This is a genomic window from Methanofollis fontis, from assembly GCF_004297185.1.
GTDB lineage: Archaea > Halobacteriota > Methanomicrobia > Methanomicrobiales > Methanofollaceae > Methanofollis > Methanofollis fontis.
Map to the genome: position 1 here is coordinate 60079 of NZ_PGCL01000001.1, position 18306 is coordinate 78384.

The window sequence follows — 18306 nt, forward strand, 5'->3', positions numbered from 1 at the left end:
ATGTCAGTACAAATAACCGCATCTGAAGGCGGCATCCCGCACGACACGCTCATGGCGGTCGGGCTGATCGGTTCGATCGTCTGCCTGTACCTGACCTACCTCAACGGTGCAACGGGTACGGACGTCTTTTCGTTCTTCGGCGGGCTTGCTGCTGTTTTCGCCCTCATCTGGGGCACGGACACGATCAAGCACCTCTGCAGCTATGGTATCGGTACCGGCGTTCCGTCCGCAGGCATGATCGCCTTCGGCACCGGCGTCATCGCCATGCTGCTGGCAACCCAGTTCGATGGCATGTATCTTGCCCCGATCATGGCGGTCGTCATCGGCGCCATCGTCGGCTTTGTCGCCGGTTTCCTGGCGAACAATGTCATGAACATGAACATCCCGGTCATGATCCGCTCGCTCACCGAGATGGCCATCATCGGCGCCATTGTGATCATGGGCCTGACGGCCGTTATGGCCGGCGGATTCGGCTTCGACGCCCTCTCGGTCACGATGGTTCAGATCCTCGGACCCCTGGAGGCCACGTCCTATGCATCCTCGCTCCTCGGCGGATGCCTGATTGCAGTCGCCTTCATGCTCGGCGGCATCGCTCTCCAGCACCCGTTCAACGCCTGTCTCGGCCCCGGCGAGCAGCAGGACAGGACGCTCATGCTCGCAGCCGAGTGCGGCTTCCTCTCCATGATTGTCGTCGCTGCGATCTCGTTCGCCTTCGTCAGCATGTTTGCAGCCGTGATCTCCCTGATCGTCGCCATTGCAGGCTGGTATTACACCTATGCAAAGTACATCGAGCTCTCCAGGCGCGATGCATATGCATGGCTGAATGCAAAGCCGATTCTGGAACCAAAGGGTGAGGCCTGATGGGATACGTACAGGTACTTCCCGAATTCGGGCTGGTCGTCGACCCGATGGTCGGCGTCGTCACCACGGCGGGCGTCTCGTATCAGCCCGTGATCGACCAGGTGGCAGCACTTGAGCTGGTCGCCGACGACCTTGTCGGCATGCTCTCGGGCGAGGGTGCATTCCAGTCCTCATATCCGGGCAGGGAAAAATCACTGGTCTTTGCCGGCGGCGTTACGGCGCTCTGGTATGGTATGGCTGTAGGACTGCTCATTGCGGGGATCATTGTCTTCGCGCTGATGTGAGGTGAAAAAATGGCAGACAAAACATCACCGGCGAGCGGATGGCCCCTGATCAAGGGCGACTTCCACTCGGGCGACGCAAACTCCTGTGTCGCGGTTGTCACCATGGGCTCCCACCTCGATGAGCAGGCCATCTGTGACGCAGGCGCCGCACTCTGCGGTTCATGCAAGACCGAGAACCTCGGCCTTGAGAAGGTCATCGCAAACGTCATCTCAAACCCGAACATCAGGTTTGTCATCACCTGCGGTACCGAAGTCAAGGGGCACCTTTCCGGGCAGACCCTCATCGCACTCCACGCAAATGGCGTCGAGGGCGGTAAGGTCGTCGGATCCAAGGGCGCTATCCCCTTCATCGAGAACCTCGACGACTCAGCGATCAAGCGCTTCCAGGCGCAGGTCGAACTCGTCGATATCATGGAGGCAGAGGACCTCGGGGCGATCAAGGCGAAGATCAACGAACTCGCCGGGAAGGACCCGGGAGCATTCGGCGAACCGCCCATGGTCATCGAGGTCAAGGAAGCCGAGGGAGGCGCTGAAGAGGTCTCCGGCGAAGTCGTTGAGATGAACGGCGACCTTGCGCTCATCCATTCCCGGTTCAAGATCATTGAGAAGATGGTAACCGACATCGGCTACCACGACCGCCTGGCGGCGGGCGTGTATTCAGGCAAGGTTGAAGGCCTGATGATCGGCCTGATTGTGTCATTTATCATCCTCGGTTTCCTGCTGGTGGGGTGAAGTGAACATGGCAGAAGAAGAGAAGAAGACATCTGGAGCCATCAGGATGGCCGCCATCGACAACATCATGGCAGACATCAAATACAAGGCCCAGATCATGGCCAGGACCAACAAACTCGAGTCCGGCATCATGGACTCAGGCATTCCGGGTTTTGTGGCAGGCGCTGCCATCGCCCTGATCCTCGTCGTGGTGCCGGTCATGCTGATGTGAGGTAGAAAACATGGCAGACAAGACATCACCGGCGAGCGGATGGCCCCTGATCAAGGGCGACTTCCACTCGGGCGACGCAAACTCCTGTGTCGCAGTCGTCACCATGGGCTCCCACCTCGATGAGCAGGCCATCTGTGACGCAGGCGCCGCACTCTGCGGTTCATGCAAGACCGAGAACCTCGGCCTTGAGAAGGTCATCGCAAACGTCATCTCAAACCCGAACATCAGGTTTGTCATCACCTGCGGTACCGAGGTCAAGGGGCACCTTTCCGGACAGACCCTCATCGCACTCCACGCAAACGGCGTCGAGGGCGGTAAGGTCGTCGGATCCAAGGGCGCTATCCCCTTCATCGAGAACCTCGACGACTCAGCGATCAAGCGCTTCCAGGCGCAGGTCGAACTCGTCGATATCATGGAGGCAGAAGACCTCGGGGCGATCAAGGCGAAGATCAACGAACTCGCCGGGAAGGACCCGGGAGCATTCGGCGAACCGCCCATGGTCATCGAGGTCAAGGAAGCCGAGGGAGGCGCTGCCGGCGCGGCAGTTGCCGGTGCAAACCCCCAGTTCCTTGAGATCGAGAAGAGGCTCGACGAGATCGAGACGAAGATTGAGTTCGTGAACGCCGAGGTGGCCCAGCGCGTCGGTCGCAAGATCGGCAGGGACATCGGTATACTCTACGGACTGGTTGCAGGACTGACGGTCTTTATGATCCTGGTCTTCCTGCTCCCGAAACTGATGTAAGGAGGATAAGCAGTATGTTCAAATTTGAGAAGGAACAGGCCGTATTCGACTTCAACGGCATTAAGATCGGTGGCCAGCCGGGAGAGTACCCCCGCGTCCTCGGCGCATCCATCTTCTACAACAAGCACGAAACCGTGCTCGACGACCACACAGGAAAGATCGACAAGGCAAAGGCAGAGGCCCTCTGGAACCGCTGCCAGGAGCTCTACGACCAGACCGGCAACCCGTACTTCTGCCAGATCATCGCTGAGTACGGCGAGGCCTTCGAGAGCTACTTCGACTGGTTCTGCTCGATCGACGACAAGACTCCGTTCCTGATGGACTCCTCCGCCCCGGAGGCGCTCATCCACGCCTGCGAGTATGTCACCGAGGTCGGCATCGCCGACCGTGCGATCTACAACTCGATCAACGGCTCCATCCTGCCCGAGAGCATCGAGGCCCTGAAGAAGTCCGACGTCAACTCGGCGATTGTGCTCGCCTTCAACCCCGGCGACCCGACGGTTGCCGGCCGTGAGAAGGTGCTCGCCGAGGGCGGTGTGGCCGGTCAGGCGCAGTCCATGATCGGCATCGCCGAGGATTGCGGCATCACCCGTCCGATCCTGGACACCGCGGCCACCCCGCTCGGCATGGGATCCGGCGGTTCGTTCCGCGAGATCCTGGCCTGCAAGGCGATCCACGGTCTGCCGACCGGCGGCGCCTACCACAACATGACCGTCTCCTGGACCTGGCTGAAGCGCTGGCGCAAGTCCGTCCTGGCCTCCCAGTACGAGGGCAAGGACGTCCTGCTCGAGCAGATGGCACACCACCACTTCGGCGGCATGGAGGGCATCAGGCAGACCGCATGGGCTTCGCCTGATATCGGCTGCAACATCATGGCCATGACCCTCGGCGCCGACCTGATCATGTTCGGTCCGATCGAGAACTGCGAGGGTATCGCCACGGCTGCGGCATTCTCCGACATCGTGCTTGCCGAGGCATTCCGTGAACTCGGCGGCGACCTCGGCGAGGGTGTCGACAAGCACCCCCTCCTGATGCTCGTCTAAACCCCCCATACTTTTTTTCGCACGAAAAACCGTGCGTCCGTTTGTCGATCAGAGAGATCCGGTCAATCCTGACTATAGCCGATTCAGGTAGTCCAGACTCGGGCGGACGGCGCGGGCATCCCCCACCTCGACCACCGCCGTTGCGCGGGAGGGAACCGCCTCCATAACAGCCAAAAAATCGATCCCGCCGATGCCGCAGGCGGCATGGAGATCTGTTCTGCCATCGTTGTCATGGAGGTGGAGGTGAACGGGATCGCCGAGGCGGCAGAACTCCTCCAGGTTGCCGTTGAGGTGGGCATGACCGACGTCCAGCACAAAACCGAGGTCCAGGTCTGCAAGGAGGGGGAGGAGGGCGGTGTCACGGAAGTGGCAGCAGGGCCATGACCCCATATTCTCGACTGCCAGAGTGACGGCGCACTCCTCCTGGAGGCGGGAGAGGTCGTACAGGGAACGCCGAAGCGCCCGTTCAGATAACCGCATCAGGTGGGGTTCGAGGCAGATCCCTGGATGGACGACGAGCACACCCGCCCCAATCTGATCGCAGACCTCTGCCAGGTCGGCAAGCACCCGGAGCGTCGCCCTCCGCACCGCTTCGATGTCACTGGCGACGTTGAGGTCGGCGGTGGGGGCGTGGACCGTATATTGCAGGTCAAATGAGGCGGCGATCTCCGCATGATCAAAGAGGGAGTGGCGAGCGTCGGAGAGGATCTCCACACAGTCGGTCCAGACGGAGAGCGCTTCAAGAGCATCGCTGAGGCTCTGCTCCATCATGCAGTAGGTTGAGGCGCCGATCCCCCTCATGCCGGATCTGCCCTGAGCGCCGCCAGGCGGTTCACGAGGTCAGGGACGCTCCCGATCCGTTCGGCGCCGTTTTCCAGAAGCCCATCGAGGATTGCCGTCGCCTCGCCGCCGGTGTAGTCCTGGTCGGCTCCACCCGTTCCATCAGAAGAGAGCAGGAAAATTCTGGGGCGGGCATGACATTTGAGCTCTCGCAGGTTGTCGATATTGCCGGGGCCAACCGACATCCCGGTCACGATCACCGCATCCGACGCACTGAGAATCGCAGAATACTCCTCCAGAGAATGGTGCGAGATCGGGGCGAAGGGAGGTTCCCGGATCACTCTGATCCCGAGACCTTCGGCAGCGGTGCAGTCGGAATCGTTTGCCGAGAGCACACCGGCAGTCACCTCATGACCGGCGGCGCGCAGGGCATAGAGGGTTTCTCCACCGGTTCCCCCGCCGCAGACCACATGCACCCTGAGCGGGTGATCGACGGGTGGCCCGGAGTCATAGCGCGGCACCACATAGGGGCGTCCGGTGATGGGGTGGGTGCGGACGATCATGTCCACGCCAAAGATCTCCCTGATGTTCCGGTCAGTGATCACCGCTGCGGGCGTCCCGACGGCGGCGATATGCGCCCGCTCCATCAGGACGACGGTATCGCAGAAGTAGGCGGCGAGATTGATGTCATGGAAGACACCGATCACCGTCACCTCAGGCACCAGGCCCCTGATGATCGATAGGACCTCGATCTGGTGGTTGATGTCGAGGTGGGAGGTCGGTTCGTCGAGCAGGAGCACCCGGGGCGTCTGGGCGAGGGCGCGGGCAATGAGCACCCGCTGCCGCTCGCCCCCGCTGATCTCGGTGATGAGTGAACCGGCAAGATAGGCGGTATTGGTGATCTCCATTGCATGCCGGCAGATTGCATAGTCCTCTTCGCTCATCGAGGAGAGGCGCCCGAGATAGGGGTGACGCCCCATCTGGACGATCTCCTCGACGGTGAAGTCGAAGGTGACCGCCGTCTCCTGCGGGACGGCACCGACGATGGTGGCAAGTTCCCGGATAGAATACCCGTCGATCTCTCTGTCGCCAACATACACGCTCCCGGCATCAGGATCGATGATCCGGGAGAGCGCGCGCAGGAGCGTCGTCTTTCCGCAACCGTTCGGCCCGAGAATGCCGATGAACGACCCCTCTTTAACGGCGATGGAGATCGCCTCCAGCACCGGTTTTGTGCCGTAGGAGACGTCAAGTTCCTCTGTTCTGATCATGATCCCTGTCATGCGCGTGTCCGGCTCCTGAGAAGATAGATGAAGAATGGTGCCCCGAAGAACGAGGTGACGATGCCCACCGGGATCTCGGTCGGGAGGATGCGGACCAGGGTGTCGGCCCACATGAGGAGGGCAGCACCCGCCATCATCGCCGAGGGGATGAGGAGGCGATGGTCGGGCCCAACCAGAATGCGCATCAGGTGGGGGACGATCAGCCCGATGAACCCGATCGAACCGGCCACCGAGACGGCGATGCCGGTGATAAACGACGAAAGGAGGAGAAGGGCAAACTTCACCTTTTCCACGTCAACACCGAGGTGCACGGCGTCCTCCTCACCGATGGAGATCACATTGAGGTCGCGAGCGAAGAGGAACAGCACCAGACAGGCGGGCAGGATGAGAGCGCCGACCCAGACATCGCCCCACGAGATGTTCCAGAACCCGCCCATCAGCCAGAACATGATCTGGTGGAGGCTTTTTCCAGACATGAACATGATGAAGGAGAGGAGGGCCGAGAGGAACATCGAAACGGCGATGCCGGAGAGGAGCAGGGTCTCGACCGCCACCCGCCCGTTCCGCCGGGATATCAGGTAGACGAGAACGGTGGAGGCGGTGGCGCCGATGAAGGCGAAGACCGGAAGGGCAAACCCCATGAAGAGGACAATGGCGATTGAGGCGCCGAGTGCCCCGCCCGAGGATGTACCGATGATATAGGGGTCGGCCATCGAGTTCTTGAAGAGTCCCTGCATCGCCGCACCGGCCACGGCAAGACCCGCACCCACCAGCAGGGCGGCGAGCACCCGCGGCAGGCGGACGTCGAAGAGGAGCATGTGTATCGTCTCGGGATCGAGGTCCAGGAGGGAGAGGCCGCTCGCCCCGATGGCGGTGGATAGGACGATGCTCAGGATAAGGAATAAGAAGAGCAAACCCGGCATCGTCCAGCTCTTTGTTTGCATGGATTCCCCTTCAAAATGGCATGTTAAAACAAATAAATTTACGCTTTTTAAAAAAGGGTGTAGTTGTGCCCGTACCGCCCCCAATCGTCACCTGATACAGGAGGGCGGTCTTTTTACGTACACACAGAGCATCACACCCATTTCCTTCTCACAAGTTTTCACCTTCTCCGCCTGTTCTGGAGAAAGAGGCACAGAAACCATACAGATCATGGCGCTCCCATCACATGATGCGCGATTCCTGTGCATGCCGGGATGATCGTGAAGAAGGGGGGAAGAGGGAGCGGGGGGGAAGCGTCAGCCAAACAAAGTATATTTGAAGTAAGACCACATAATTTAAAAAATAAATATTGTCATAGTCCCAAAAAAATGGAGCGAACTGAATGACCGGAAAATTTTCCTCTATAGGGATATGTTTTGTATTCCTGATGATTCTGGCCGCACCCGCGGCGGCCGACTACCCGATGTTCCACGCCGATCCGGCGCGCACCGGGATGGCATCGACACCAGGACCATTGAACGACACCCTCCTCTGGTCGGCAGAGATCGATGAGTTCCCTGACGGCGCACCGGCAGTCCATGACGGGAAAGTGTACCTCCCGACCTGGCCCGATATGAACTTCACCGATGCCGATCCGATGGGGCTTGTCTGCTGTGACGCCGCAAGCGGCGAGGTTCTCTGGACAAACGAACTCGGCGGTCAGGCGGTCGGTTCGGTTTCCGGTGTCGCTGGCGCCGATGGTCATATCTATATCGGCGGCACCGACGGAAAGGTGTACGCCGTCGACGCCGACACCGGCGTCACCCTCTGGTCGAGCGAACAGATCGACACCACCGCCTATTTCGGGCTCTCGTCCTCGCCTCTTGTCTATAATGGAACGGTGTACGTCCTCTCGGCCTCCGACGGTGTCCTCCACGCGTTCGGGACCGACGGTACCGGACTCTGGACATTCCAGACCGGCGGCGCCATCGGCTACTATATTTCGCCGTCTGCCGCAGACGGGAAGGTCTATGTCGCCGGGAAGGGGAACGAGATTTTCTGCATCGATGCCGGCACCCACACCGCCGTCTGGAACGCTACCTTCCCCGAGGCCGTGAAATCGACCCCGGTCGTCAGTGACGGGAGGGTATATGCGACCACGGCAGACCATCTCTACGCCCTTGATGCGACCACCGGCACCGAAGCCTGGAACGCCGCCCTCACCGGCACCTATTCGACACCGGCCATTTCAGACGATATCGTCATCGCCGGTTCATCCAACGGACTCCATGCCTACAATGCCACAACCGGTGCCGAACTCTGGACATTTGCGAGTGCACGGGTGAGCGTCTCCCCGACAATCGCCGACGACATCGTCTACTCTGGCACAAACGAGGAGACAGGAAGGGTGTATGCGGTGAATATCGCTACCGGCATCGAGGTCTGGTCATATGTGCTGCCTGACTCCGGCGACGGCACCTACGCGGCGTTTTATACATCATCTCCGGCCATATCAGACGGTGTGCTCTATATCGGCGCTGAAAACAACCGTTTGTATGCCTTCGGCGAGGGTTCGTCCAGCCCCGAGGTGATCTGGGACGGAGCGGTCTCGATCACGGAGGGCGAGATCTTCACCTTCGTGCCCTCAAACAACGCCTCCGCATCCTATGAGATGAACCGCACCACCGATATCGGTGCACTCGACCGGGCGGCAACAGACGGCGGGTTCACCTACAATGCATCGGATGCATGGTACGCAGACTTCGGGTCATTCCTCCTGGAGGACATCAACGGCATCGAAAACCAGGACTGGACGCAGGAAAACGCACACGCATGGAGCATCTTCATCAACGGTGAGGCCGCACCGATGGGATTCGGGGCAAACGACATCCAGAACGGGGATACACTCACCTTCTACTACTGCCCCACCGATTCCGTCACATGGGCGCCACTCATCGACCAGGCCACCTATATCGTCACCATCGATGTCGAGGTCACCACCGCAACCGTGATCTGGGACGGGGCGGTCGCCATCACGGAGGGCGAGATCTTCACCTTCGTGCCCTCAAACAACGAATCAGCATCCTATGAGATGAACCGCACCACCGATATCGGTGCACTCGACCGGGCGGCAACAGACGGAGGGTTCACCTACAATGCGTCGGATGCATGGTACGCTGACTTCGGGTCATTCCTCCTGGAGGACATCAACGGCATCGAAAACCAGGACTGGACACAGGAGAACGCACACGCATGGAGCATCTTCATCAATGGTGGGGCCGCACCGATGGGATTCGGGGCAAATGACATCCAGAACGGGGATACACTCACCTTCTACTACTGCCCCACCGATTCTGTCACATGGGCGCCACTCATCGACCAGGCCACCTATATCGTCACCATCGATGTCGAGGTCACCACCGCAACCGTGATCTGGGACGGGGCGGTCGCCATCACGGAGGGCGAGATCTTCACCTTCGTGCCCTCAAACAACGAATCAGCATCCTATGAGATGAACCGCACCACCGATATCGGTGCACTCGACCGGGCGGCAACAGACGGAGGGTTCACCTACAATGCGTCGGATGCATGGTACGCTGACTTCGGGTCATTCCTCCTGGAGGACATCAACGGCATCGAAAACCAGGACTGGACACAGGAGAACGCACACGCATGGAGCATCTTCATCAACGGTGAGGCCGCACCGATGGGATTCGGGGCAAACGACATCCAGAACGGGGACACAATCACCTTCTACTACTGCCCCACCGATTCTGTCACATGGGCGCCACTCATCGACCAGGCCACCTATATCGTCACCATCGATGTCTGCATCGCCGAGGCGGCGGTCGATACCCCCTCACTCGCCGACGGCACACGCGGCGGCTTCGTCCTGGCAGAGATTAACGCCACCGCAGAGGAGAGCGGGTGGTATGTGGTCGTGGTGAGCGGCACCGATGCCAGCGGAGAAGCGATCGCCGGCACCGGCACCGTCCGCCTGAACAGCGGCGAGACGGTCCAGGTGCCGGTGCTGGTCTCGGTCCCCGCCCAGGCGAGTGCGGGCACCTACACGCTGTATGCCGGGATCTACCACCTGGATGAATATCCGGAGGGCCTGATCTCCCACAGCGGAGGTTCGGAATGCGTCGTATCCTGACGCTGCTCTGCCTGCTGCTCGCCGCCGCCTGCAGCATGCCGGCGGCAGCGCTGAGCATGGATGTCTCGGGAAACACTGCCGGTTCCCCGGTGGTGGTCACCTGCGACGGGGAGGCATTCATCATCTTTCAGGAGAATGGCGGCACCCCGGTGTTCGCACAGGGCACAACCGTCAGGTACGTCCCGCAGACCACCGGCACCCTCTCGATTGTGGCGAGTGCCGGGAACGAATCGGCAACCGGGAGCGTCACTATCTCATCGAGCGGCAGCGGCGGCGGTAGCAGCGGCGACGGAGACGACGATGACGACGACACCTACCAGTCTGTGACCCTCACGGCAGGCAACTTCAGCCTCACCTCCGCCAACAGCGGCACCACCTACACGGTGAACCGCCGCACCGCACTGGGCGCACTCGACGCATCCGGAGCGGCATATGCAATCGATGACACCTGGTATGACCAGTACGGCACCCTCTACGTCACTGCCGTCAATGGACGGACAAATGATGGAGCCAGGGGCTGGATGTTCCAGGTCAACGGCGTCTCCCCATCAGTCGGCGCCAATGTAAAGGGAGTGCAGGACGGCGACCGGGTTGTCTTCTACTGGAGTGAGAGCATGTCCTCCACCCCTGAGACCTCCGAAGAGGTGATCAGGCTGCAGGTCGTCTATGGCAGCAGTTCGGACGAGAATGATGAAACAAGCACGACCAACGATGAAAATACCTTTGGTCAGGCCAATGAACCCGAAATTCCGGTCGGTCTGCCTGCAGGCACCACCATCTCGATCGTGGGCGGAAAGACCAGAATCGCGGTGGACCTGAGCGCCGACCACGACGGGGAGCAGGTCATCGTCAGGGGCGACCGCATCATCATCTACCGTCCGGGCATGTCCATGACCGTCATGACCGAGGACATCACCGAACGTGACGGCATCGCCTCCGGGTTCATCAGGAGCGTAGAGGTTGACCTGGACCCGGCAGGCGGCGAAATCCCGGGGGTAGGTCCTGTACGGACGACCGCCTCCCTGATACTCGCAGGCATGCCTGCCGATGCCCGGTTGACCGTCACCTATACAGACGACCTCACCCCCGGCGAACGCTCCGCCCTTGACCTGGCGGCAAGAGAAGAGAAAATGGGCATTGAGGCATTCGCGTATGCCGCCGATATCGAAACAAACGGATTTGAGGCGGAAGAGATCCAGGGCGCCACGATCAGGCTGTATGTGAGTCCAGAATGGGTGAACGCACATGGCGGTGCCACTGCGATCCGCATCGCCGACATCACAGCGGACGGGACGGTCACCATCCTCCAGACCTCCCTTGTCGGTGTGGACGACGACGGCGACCTGATCTTCGAGGCGGATTCCCCGGACGGACTCTCCAGATTCGCCCTCGTCGCCCTCGGAGAGGGGGGGACAGTGGCGACAACGACCACCGCAGGCATGACCACCGCACCGGCGTCCGCACCTGAAACGACACCCCCGGCGCAGGCACCGATCGGCGAGGCGACGGTGATCGCCGCTGCCCTTATCGGAGCAGGCGCCCACCTGATCAGGAGACAGGAGGGATGACTCTGAAACCAACAATACAACCAATACTCATTTTTCTGCTCTGCATCGCCTGTGTGACGGTTGCAACAGCCTATCCCTATGACAGGGGCGATCCGGCCATCAAGAGCGGGCTTGACTACATCAGGTCCTGCCAGCACGACGACGGCGGATTTGCCGAGGCCGGGAGGGGCACGAACCCGGGCACCTCATGGTTTGCGGTGATGGCGATCGTCGCCGCCGGCGAGGACCCGCATGACTGGGCGGTGAACGGCACTTCAGCGATCGATTACTGGAAATATTCAGATGACACCGTCAACCCGGACGGCACGGCCGAACTCGGTAAGATGGTCACCGTGATCTCGGCGGCAGGAGAGAACCCGCATGACTTCGGCGGCTACGACTATCTCACCACACTCAGGGGGCGGATGAACCCCAACGGCCAGTTCGGGGACTTCATCTACACGACCTACTGGGGGATCCTCGGACTCGTCTCTGCCGGCGAGGACGTCGCCCTATCTGTCAGCTGGCTGAAGGACCAGCAGAACGACGACGGCGGCTACGGCTGGATGCCGGGTGCCGAGAGCGACTCTGACGATACCGCCGCCGTGGTCATGGCCCTCGTTGCCGCAGGCGTGCCGAAGACCGATCCATCGGTCACAGGGGCCCTCGACTACCTCAGGGCACACCAGATGGAGGACGGCGGCTTCAACTACGGCGGGTCGTCATCCTCGAATGCCGCCTCGGCGGGATGGGTGATCCAGGCGATCGTCGCCGCCGGCGAAGATCCCTCCGGATGGTCAAAGAACGGCTACGACGTGGTCTCGGCACTTGCAGACCTGCAGCAGCCCGACGGATCGTTCCGGTGGACGACCTACACCACCGACAACCCCTGCGGCATGACGGCGCGAGCAATCCCCGCCCTGCTCGGCAGACCCTACCCGGTCCTCCCCGGACAGACCCCATCCGACCTGTCGGCACCAGAGACATCGGTTCCGGCGGCATCAGAGACCACACAGACAGCAACAACCGTGACAACCACCCAAATACCAGCCGAATGGCAGGCCGTTACCATCACCGATGACTTCGGCGATCAGGTCACCATCGAGCAGATGCCGATGCGTATCGTCTCCCTTGCTCCGGCCAACACCGAGATCCTGTATGCTCTGGATCTCGGCGAGCAGATCGTCGGCGTGACCGACTACTGCAACTATCCGGCTGAGGCGAAAGAGAAGCCAAAGGTCGGCGGGTATTCAACCGTGAACATCGAGCGCGTGGTGGCGGCGAAACCCGATCTCGTCGTCGCCGCCTTCGGTAACACCGAAGAGGTCGTCGACCACCTCAGAAACCTCGGCCTGACCGTGATATCGCTGAACCCGGATTCAGTGGAGGGGACGCTCCATGACATCAGGCTCGTCGGTGAGGCGACCGGCAGGACGGCGGAGGCGGAGCACCTGGCAGCGTCGATGGAGGAGCGGATCGGTGCGGTGACCAAAAAAACCCGGACCGTGAGCGATCCGCCGACGGTCGTCCACGCCGTCTGGTACGACCCCATCTGGGTGAGCGGGAACGCCACCTTCCAGGACGAACTGATCCATCTCGCCGGCGGCACCAACGCCTTCCCGGACGTTGACGGCTGGCAGATCGTCACCATGGAGCGCTTCATCACCACCGACCCGGACGTGATCATCGTCAACTCCGGGACCGGAATGGGCGAGGGGGGCACCGACCTCATCTACCACTACTTCATGGAGGAACCGCGCTTCAAGAACCTGAAGGCGATAAAAAACGATCGGGTCTATGTCATCGAGTCTGACCTGATCGACCGGGGCGGGCCGCGCCTGGTCGACGCCCTGGAAGAGGTGGCGGCCGACATCCATCCCGACCTCTTCGGGGCGAAGGCGGCACCGACGACAGGCACACCGCAGACTCCCGGTTTCGGAATAGGAGCGGCCTTCACCGCTCTTGCAGGCGCCGTCATCCTGTTGAGGAGAACCTGATGAGGCGAACAGCGGGGATCGTCCTCCTTCTCCTCTCCGTCATGGCGGCAGGCGCCGGTGCAGCGCCATGGACCACAGCGTGGCAGAAAGGAACGGCGGAGGCGGCAATCGACGTCGCCCTCTCCGGGGACGGCAGAACCGTTGCCGTCCTCAACGGACCAGCCCTGACGCTCTATGATGCCACCGGCAGTCTGCTCTGGGAGGCACCGGCATCCCATGCCGGATCGGTGGATATCAGCACGGACGGGTCCCTCATCGTAGCAGGGGGAGAGAACCTGCGGGCATATCACCGGGACGGAGAGATTGCGTTCAGGCACGACACCGGTTTTTTCGCCCTGGGAAGCGGCATCTCACCGGACGGTTCAACAATCGCCGCCGGTTTTGACAACTCCAGCCTGATGATATTCCGTCAGGACAGCAACGGATCCTTTGAAGCCGCCCATATCCTCACCACGCCTGCCGACGTGACCACACTCGACCTGGCAATGAATGGTTCCCACATCGTCACCGGTGACAGGGAAGGGTTCATCCGGTATTATACCGGTGAAGGCCGTCTTCTGTGGTCCTATAAAACCGGGAGCGACCTGCTCAGCCTTGTCATCACCGACGACGGGAGCAGGATCATCGCAGGCATGGACCATGGTGTGGTCGGTCTGCTCACCGCCAACGGCAGGGAGGCATGGAAACAGACGGCAGGCGACCGGATGCCCGCCGTGGCAATCGCCGGAGACGGAACGGTCGCCGCAATCGGTGCAGACGGGATCACCGTGCACTCGATCTCGGAAGACACGGAGGAGTCCGTCGGAACAACGGGTGTCACCGCCCTCTCCCTCTCCGCCGATGGATCGGGCATGGCAGCCGCATTCGAGAACAGGAGCGTTGCTCTCGTCACCATCGGAGAGGAGAGCACACCTGCCGTCACCACACCGCAGGGGAGGACAGAGACCACTCCGTCAACCCCTCCCAGGACAGAGACAGACGCCATACCGCCGACAGATGCCGCACCCTCACCCGCACTCATCGTTGCCGCACTCGGCGGCGCGGTGCTGCTGGCCCTCAAACGGCGATAATATCACCTGAACAGGCGTGCCAACAGCGGGAGCCCGACCACCACTGCATCTGCCGGGCAGCGCTCCTGACACCTGAGGCACCGGATGCACTCCGCCACCCGGATGCGGGGAAGGGCTGAAGCCTTCATACGGATTGCACCGGTCGGGCAGAGATCTGCACACACCCCGCATCCGGTGCACCGCTCCGCATCAATCAGCGGACGGGCGGCGAGCGTCCGGTCGGCAAGGCGGACTGCAAGAGAGGGGCCCTTTTCCCTCCCTGCCGGGTGCACCACACCATCACCCGGAGAAAATCCGGGTGGAGGCGTCCCGAACACCCGTATCTCCGAGAGACTCCCCGGACCCTCTCCCCGCCCGTAGGCGCGGCCGATGGTGGGGACGGAGAGGGGATCCAATCCAACCGCCGCCGCGGCGGTATAGTCCAGCACGGTGGAACTCGTTGAGGCCATGATGAAACCGGGACCGTCTGGACCCCGGATCCCGGCGATGCCCTCCATGATCGACAGGGACGGGGGGACGGTCGCATGGACGTCCAGAAGGAGGTCGGCATACAGGGCAGGATCGCTGCAGACATGACGGCGATAGGCGATCCGCGCCGCACGCGGCATGTAATGGCAGAGGAAGGAGACCGCACCTGAATACCCGTTGAGACAGGTGGACTTCAGTGTCGGGAGGCAGATCACCGCATCTGCGTCGAGCACTTCTCGTGCCACCATCAACCGCCGGAAGGTGAGGGCGCCCGGCGCCGGGATCATCTCCGTGTCATCGTCCAGACAGACAGATTCACACCCGCACTCATCGATCACATCCTGAATTCCGGTTTTTGCGAGCAGGCGCCGAAGGGTTCCAGCGCCGCCGTCCGGCGAATATCCAATCACCGGCGCACCCCCGGCACCCTCCACCGCCTCCACAACCGCCCGCACCACCCGGGAATGGGTGCCGGTGAGATCAGGGATGACGATTGTCCGCATTCCAGGTTTCACCACTGCCCCGATACCGCCAATCGGATGTAAAGACGCCCCAATAGAAAGAGAGACGTCATCCACCCCATATGATGGGCATCCTACGATTGAGACAGCGTTATGCATATACTGCACGCAATACACCATAAAAATATAAAACGATGATCATATATTCGGAGTGATCACTATCTTGATATTTTTCCACGATGATTCCAACGTGGTGCATTCATGGATATCCTGACACTCGTGTTGATTGCCGTCATCGTTATCGTGGTGCTGGCGCTGATCGGCTGGATCGTTTCCATATATAACCGCTTCATGAGCCTGAAAAATTCTGCCGAGGCCACCATCGGGCAGATCCGGGTCGCAATGAAGAAACGTCTCGACCAGATCGAGCAGCTCCTGGGTGCGGTGCGGAGCTATGCCGCCTTTGAGAAGGAGACCCTGACACAGGTCACCGAGATGCGTGCGAACGTCGCAAAAGCAGGCCCGGGCGACCTGAACGAGGTCGAACGGCAGTCCCGCTCCATCTTCGGCAGGTTGCTGGCGGTGGCCGAGGCCTACCCCGACCTCAAGACGCAGGCCACGGTCTCGGACCTGATGTCTTCGATCAAGAGTATCGAGGACGAGATCGCCCGCCAGCGCTACACCTACAACAACATCGCCCAGCAGCTGAACACCATGACCGAGACCATCCCCTCAAACATCGTCGCATCCCTGATCCACATGCAGAAACTCGACTATCTGGAGTTTGAGGAAGAGATCCAGCGGGCGCCGAAGATCGAGTTCTGAGGTGTGATGCAGTGAGTGAAAACCGGCAGATCGCTACGGTCATAGCCGTCACCCTGTTTTTCGGGCTGATCGCCATTCTGGCGACCTTCGCCCTCCCCACCCTCTTCGAGGGCGACCTTGTCGTCGATACGTATGAGGCGGTCTGGTACGAGAACGGCACCCTGCTCGAACACTATGTCTATGAGGTGAAGACACCGGGCGAATACCGGATGCTCTTCCGCTACTTCGACGACCCCCTCACCTTCACGTCGGTCTCCTATCCACATATCCGTTACCTGGATATGACGGCGCCGCCGGGAATGATCGGGTATGCAAAGGACAGCACAGGAGGTATTTCGGTCTCAGGCGACGCAACAGAGGCAGAACGATCGTTTATCATGGACCGGGCGTTTGCCAGCGAGGTGGGCATCTACAACCCCGCCTATTTCGATGCCGGCACCTATTCCGTCGATTACCGCTTCGAGGTCGCACCACCGGTAGAGTACGACGAAACCGCCACCCACATCAACCTCAAACTCGTCAGGGAGCATATCCCCTACCGCTCCCTCTCGATCACCCTCCCTGACTGGGGGGCGATCGAAGAGGTCTATGCCTATCCGCCTGACCTCTCGGTCGAACGGGAGGGAGGGACCGTTCGCCTGAGCGGGGCGGCGGCGGCTGACGATACGGTTGCCGTCGAACTCCTCCTCCCGGCCGGCGCATGGGAGAGCATCCCCGGTTTCCCGTCTCCGGTTGAGGACGTGCGCGGCCGGACCGCGGCCGGGGCCTTCTGGTATACCCTGCCCTATACGGCGGCATCCCTCCTCCATGCCCTCGCCGCCCTCCTCGCCCTCGCCATGCCATTTGTGCTCTTTGCCGTCTACCGGCGATGGGGCGTTGAAAAAGGGTTTACCGTGCCCGAATACCTCAGCACCACCCCGGATCCCTCGAAGAAGCCCTGGCAGGTGAACCTCCTCTTCAACGGCGATGTGATCGATTTCGATGAGAACGGCTTCTATGCAACGGTGCTCGACCTCCACCGGCAGGGCGCCCTCACCGTCACCGAAAAGGCGGATGGTAAGGGGGTGCTGATCGCCGTGAACCGGCAGAGCGCCGCCGATCCCTATGAGCAGCGGGTGCTCAACACCCTGGGCGGGATGGCGGAGGGCGGGACGTTCGACACCTCGACGCTGGAGCGTCTTGCCGCAGAGGGGCGGCATGGCGGGGCAGCGGAGAGGCGGGCGCTCAGCATCCAGGGGAGCATGAAGGCCCTCTTCACCCAGGCGGATCTCCGGCTTTCAGCCGAGTACGCCACCGACGGGCGGACGACCATCGCACTCCTCCTCTTCCCGGGTGCGATCCTCCTCGGGCTCTCCATACTGGTGGCGGTCATCGCCCCGGCGACCGCTTCCATCGCCTTCCCGGCGATCGTGCTCTCTCTGGCCTCCGTGGCCGAGGTGATCATCGCACTCCTCTTCCCCTCCACCCTCTTCGGGCACTGGCGGGGCGACCACTACCGTGAAAAACTGGAGTGGGACGCCTTCGGGCATTTCCTCTCCGACATGGCGATGATCAGTAAATACACCCCGTCGGATCTCTCGATGTGGGGTGAATGGCTTGTCTATGGCACGGCGCTCGGCGTCGGCGAACAGGTGGAGGCGGCGATGAAATCCCTCAACGTCCCGATGGCCGCGGTCGGGATGCCGATGTACTCCCGCATGCACCTCGCCTTCGTACCGATCATCGCCTTCTCCCCACCCTCGTCGGGCGGAGGGAGCGGTGGATTCGGCGGCGGAGGAGGATTCGGTGGAGGCGGCGGGTTTGGCGGCGGCGGTGTGGGCGGCCGCTGACCCGGTCAGGACAACCTCATTTTTATATTGTAATCCCAGTGGCCAGATCCCCCTCCCCCCTCACATAGTATTATGAAACCGGAGGGAAGAGGGGG

16 protein-coding genes are annotated in these 18306 nt (G+C 61.2%); 12 read left to right on the plus strand and 4 right to left on the minus strand.

The features are described from left to right. From mtrC to mtrH, 6 genes are read left to right on the plus strand one after another with little or no spacing between them, the layout of a single operon-like run. The gene (gene mtrC, locus CUJ86_RS00275) at window positions 1-861 is read left to right on the plus strand and encodes a tetrahydromethanopterin S-methyltransferase subunit MtrC (RefSeq protein WP_130645568.1); all 861 of its coding nucleotides are present in this window, start codon (window positions 1-3) and stop codon (window positions 859-861) included. After that, window positions 861-1145, plus strand: a complete 285-nt coding sequence (gene mtrB, locus CUJ86_RS00280) for a tetrahydromethanopterin S-methyltransferase subunit MtrB (protein ID WP_130645569.1) — start codon at window positions 861-863, stop codon at window positions 1143-1145. Before mtrC ends, mtrB begins: the two co-directional genes overlap by 1 nt. Before the next feature lie 9 nt (window positions 1146-1154). After that, window positions 1155-1877: a tetrahydromethanopterin S-methyltransferase subunit A gene (gene mtrA / locus CUJ86_RS00285; protein ID WP_130645570.1), complete on the plus strand. Its 723-nt coding sequence runs from the start codon at window positions 1155-1157 to the stop codon at window positions 1875-1877. 7 nt (window positions 1878-1884) lie between these two features. Continuing rightward, entirely contained in the window at window positions 1885-2088 is a 204-nt protein-coding gene (locus tag CUJ86_RS00290) for a tetrahydromethanopterin S-methyltransferase subunit F (protein WP_130645571.1), read from the plus strand. A 10-nt stretch (window positions 2089-2098) separates the two neighbouring features. Then, window positions 2099-2830 (plus strand): tetrahydromethanopterin S-methyltransferase subunit A, encoded by a 732-nt coding sequence (gene mtrA / locus CUJ86_RS00295; RefSeq protein ID WP_130645572.1) that lies wholly within the window; start codon window positions 2099-2101, stop codon window positions 2828-2830. Window positions 2831-2844: 14 nt separating this feature from the next. Continuing rightward, window positions 2845-3873, plus strand: coding sequence for a tetrahydromethanopterin S-methyltransferase subunit H (gene mtrH / locus CUJ86_RS00300; protein ID WP_130645573.1), 1029 nt, complete (start codon window positions 2845-2847; stop codon window positions 3871-3873). Window positions 3874-3945: 72 nt separating this feature from the next. On the opposite strand, the gene CUJ86_RS00305 is transcribed toward mtrH, so the two are convergent. The 3 genes from CUJ86_RS00305 to CUJ86_RS00315 are packed head-to-tail and all read right to left on the minus strand — an operon-like array spanning window position 3946 to window position 6880. Further along, a complete protein-coding gene (locus CUJ86_RS00305) occupies window positions 3946-4674 on the minus strand; it encodes a sugar phosphate isomerase/epimerase family protein (protein ID WP_130645574.1) in 729 nt (242 codons plus the stop codon). Further along, window positions 4671-5936 (minus strand): ABC transporter ATP-binding protein, encoded by a 1266-nt coding sequence (locus CUJ86_RS00310; protein ID WP_130645575.1) that lies wholly within the window; start codon window positions 5934-5936, stop codon window positions 4671-4673. The genes CUJ86_RS00305 and CUJ86_RS00310 overlap by 4 nt, the downstream gene beginning before the upstream one ends. Then, window positions 5933-6880 carry a FecCD family ABC transporter permease gene (locus tag CUJ86_RS00315; protein ID WP_130645576.1) on the minus strand — a complete coding sequence of 316 codons (948 nt, stop codon included), beginning with the start codon at window positions 6878-6880 and terminating at the stop codon, window positions 5933-5935. The genes CUJ86_RS00310 and CUJ86_RS00315 overlap by 4 nt, the downstream gene beginning before the upstream one ends. Before the next feature lie 425 nt (window positions 6881-7305). Here CUJ86_RS00315 and CUJ86_RS00320 point away from each other — a divergent pair, with 425 nt between their 5' ends. The 4 genes from CUJ86_RS00320 to CUJ86_RS00335 are packed head-to-tail and all read left to right on the plus strand — an operon-like array spanning window position 7306 to window position 14628. Beyond that, entirely contained in the window at window positions 7306-10014 is a 2709-nt protein-coding gene (locus CUJ86_RS00320) for an outer membrane protein assembly factor BamB family protein (protein ID WP_165394706.1), read from the plus strand. After that, window positions 9999-11582, plus strand: a complete 1584-nt coding sequence (locus CUJ86_RS00325; protein WP_130645578.1) for a DUF4430 domain-containing protein — start codon at window positions 9999-10001, stop codon at window positions 11580-11582. Before CUJ86_RS00320 ends, CUJ86_RS00325 begins: the two co-directional genes overlap by 16 nt. Next, window positions 11579-13558 (plus strand): helical backbone metal receptor, encoded by a 1980-nt coding sequence (locus CUJ86_RS00330; protein WP_235855532.1) that lies wholly within the window; start codon window positions 11579-11581, stop codon window positions 13556-13558. Before CUJ86_RS00325 ends, CUJ86_RS00330 begins: the two co-directional genes overlap by 4 nt. Further along, window positions 13558-14628 carry a WD40 repeat domain-containing protein gene (locus CUJ86_RS00335; RefSeq protein WP_130645579.1) on the plus strand — a complete coding sequence of 357 codons (1071 nt, stop codon included), beginning with the start codon at window positions 13558-13560 and terminating at the stop codon, window positions 14626-14628. Before CUJ86_RS00330 ends, CUJ86_RS00335 begins: the two co-directional genes overlap by 1 nt. 2 nt (window positions 14629-14630) lie before the next feature. Here the strand turns inward: CUJ86_RS00335 and CUJ86_RS00340 are convergent, their stop codons facing one another. Continuing rightward, window positions 14631-15599, minus strand: coding sequence for a DUF362 domain-containing protein (locus CUJ86_RS00340; RefSeq protein ID WP_235855533.1), 969 nt, complete (start codon window positions 15597-15599; stop codon window positions 14631-14633). A 219-nt stretch (window positions 15600-15818) separates the two neighbouring features. Here CUJ86_RS00340 and CUJ86_RS00345 point away from each other — a divergent pair, with 219 nt between their 5' ends. Then, window positions 15819-16382 carry a LemA family protein gene (locus tag CUJ86_RS00345; RefSeq protein WP_130645581.1) on the plus strand — a complete coding sequence of 188 codons (564 nt, stop codon included), beginning with the start codon at window positions 15819-15821 and terminating at the stop codon, window positions 16380-16382. Between the two features lie 11 nt (window positions 16383-16393). Then, the gene (locus tag CUJ86_RS00350) at window positions 16394-18211 is read left to right on the plus strand and encodes a DUF2207 family protein (protein ID WP_130645582.1); all 1818 of its coding nucleotides are present in this window, start codon (window positions 16394-16396) and stop codon (window positions 18209-18211) included. Window positions 18212-18306 lie beyond the last annotated feature (95 nt).

What these genes read in the sequence shown, in the direction of transcription:
- CUJ86_RS00315 (WP_130645576.1), bottom strand. Translation starts at nt 6,880, where the DNA reads ATGCAAACAAAGAGCTGGACGATGCCGGGTTTGCTCTTCTTATTCCTT.
- CUJ86_RS00330 (WP_235855532.1), top strand. Translation starts at nt 11,579, where the DNA reads ATGACTCTGAAACCAACAATACAACCAATACTCATTTTTCTGCTCTGC.
- CUJ86_RS00290 (WP_130645571.1), top strand. Translation starts at nt 1,885, where the DNA reads ATGGCAGAAGAAGAGAAGAAGACATCTGGAGCCATCAGGATGGCCGCC.
- CUJ86_RS00305 (WP_130645574.1), bottom strand. Translation starts at nt 4,674, where the DNA reads ATGAGGGGGATCGGCGCCTCAACCTACTGCATGATGGAGCAGAGCCTC.
- CUJ86_RS00335 (WP_130645579.1), top strand. Translation starts at nt 13,558, where the DNA reads ATGAGGCGAACAGCGGGGATCGTCCTCCTTCTCCTCTCCGTCATGGCG.
- mtrH (WP_130645573.1), top strand. Translation starts at nt 2,845, where the DNA reads ATGTTCAAATTTGAGAAGGAACAGGCCGTATTCGACTTCAACGGCATT.
- CUJ86_RS00345 (WP_130645581.1), top strand. Translation starts at nt 15,819, where the DNA reads ATGGATATCCTGACACTCGTGTTGATTGCCGTCATCGTTATCGTGGTG.
- mtrB (WP_130645569.1), top strand. Translation starts at nt 861, where the DNA reads ATGGGATACGTACAGGTACTTCCCGAATTCGGGCTGGTCGTCGACCCG.
- mtrA (WP_130645572.1), top strand. Translation starts at nt 2,099, where the DNA reads ATGGCAGACAAGACATCACCGGCGAGCGGATGGCCCCTGATCAAGGGC.
- CUJ86_RS00310 (WP_130645575.1), bottom strand. Translation starts at nt 5,936, where the DNA reads ATGACAGGGATCATGATCAGAACAGAGGAACTTGACGTCTCCTACGGC.
- CUJ86_RS00325 (WP_130645578.1), top strand. Translation starts at nt 9,999, where the DNA reads ATGCGTCGTATCCTGACGCTGCTCTGCCTGCTGCTCGCCGCCGCCTGC.
- mtrA (WP_130645570.1), top strand. Translation starts at nt 1,155, where the DNA reads ATGGCAGACAAAACATCACCGGCGAGCGGATGGCCCCTGATCAAGGGC.
- CUJ86_RS00320 (WP_165394706.1), top strand. Translation starts at nt 7,306, where the DNA reads ATGATTCTGGCCGCACCCGCGGCGGCCGACTACCCGATGTTCCACGCC.
- mtrC (WP_130645568.1), top strand. Translation starts at nt 1, where the DNA reads ATGTCAGTACAAATAACCGCATCTGAAGGCGGCATCCCGCACGACACG.
- CUJ86_RS00340 (WP_235855533.1), bottom strand. Translation starts at nt 15,599, where the DNA reads ATGCGGACAATCGTCATCCCTGATCTCACCGGCACCCATTCCCGGGTG.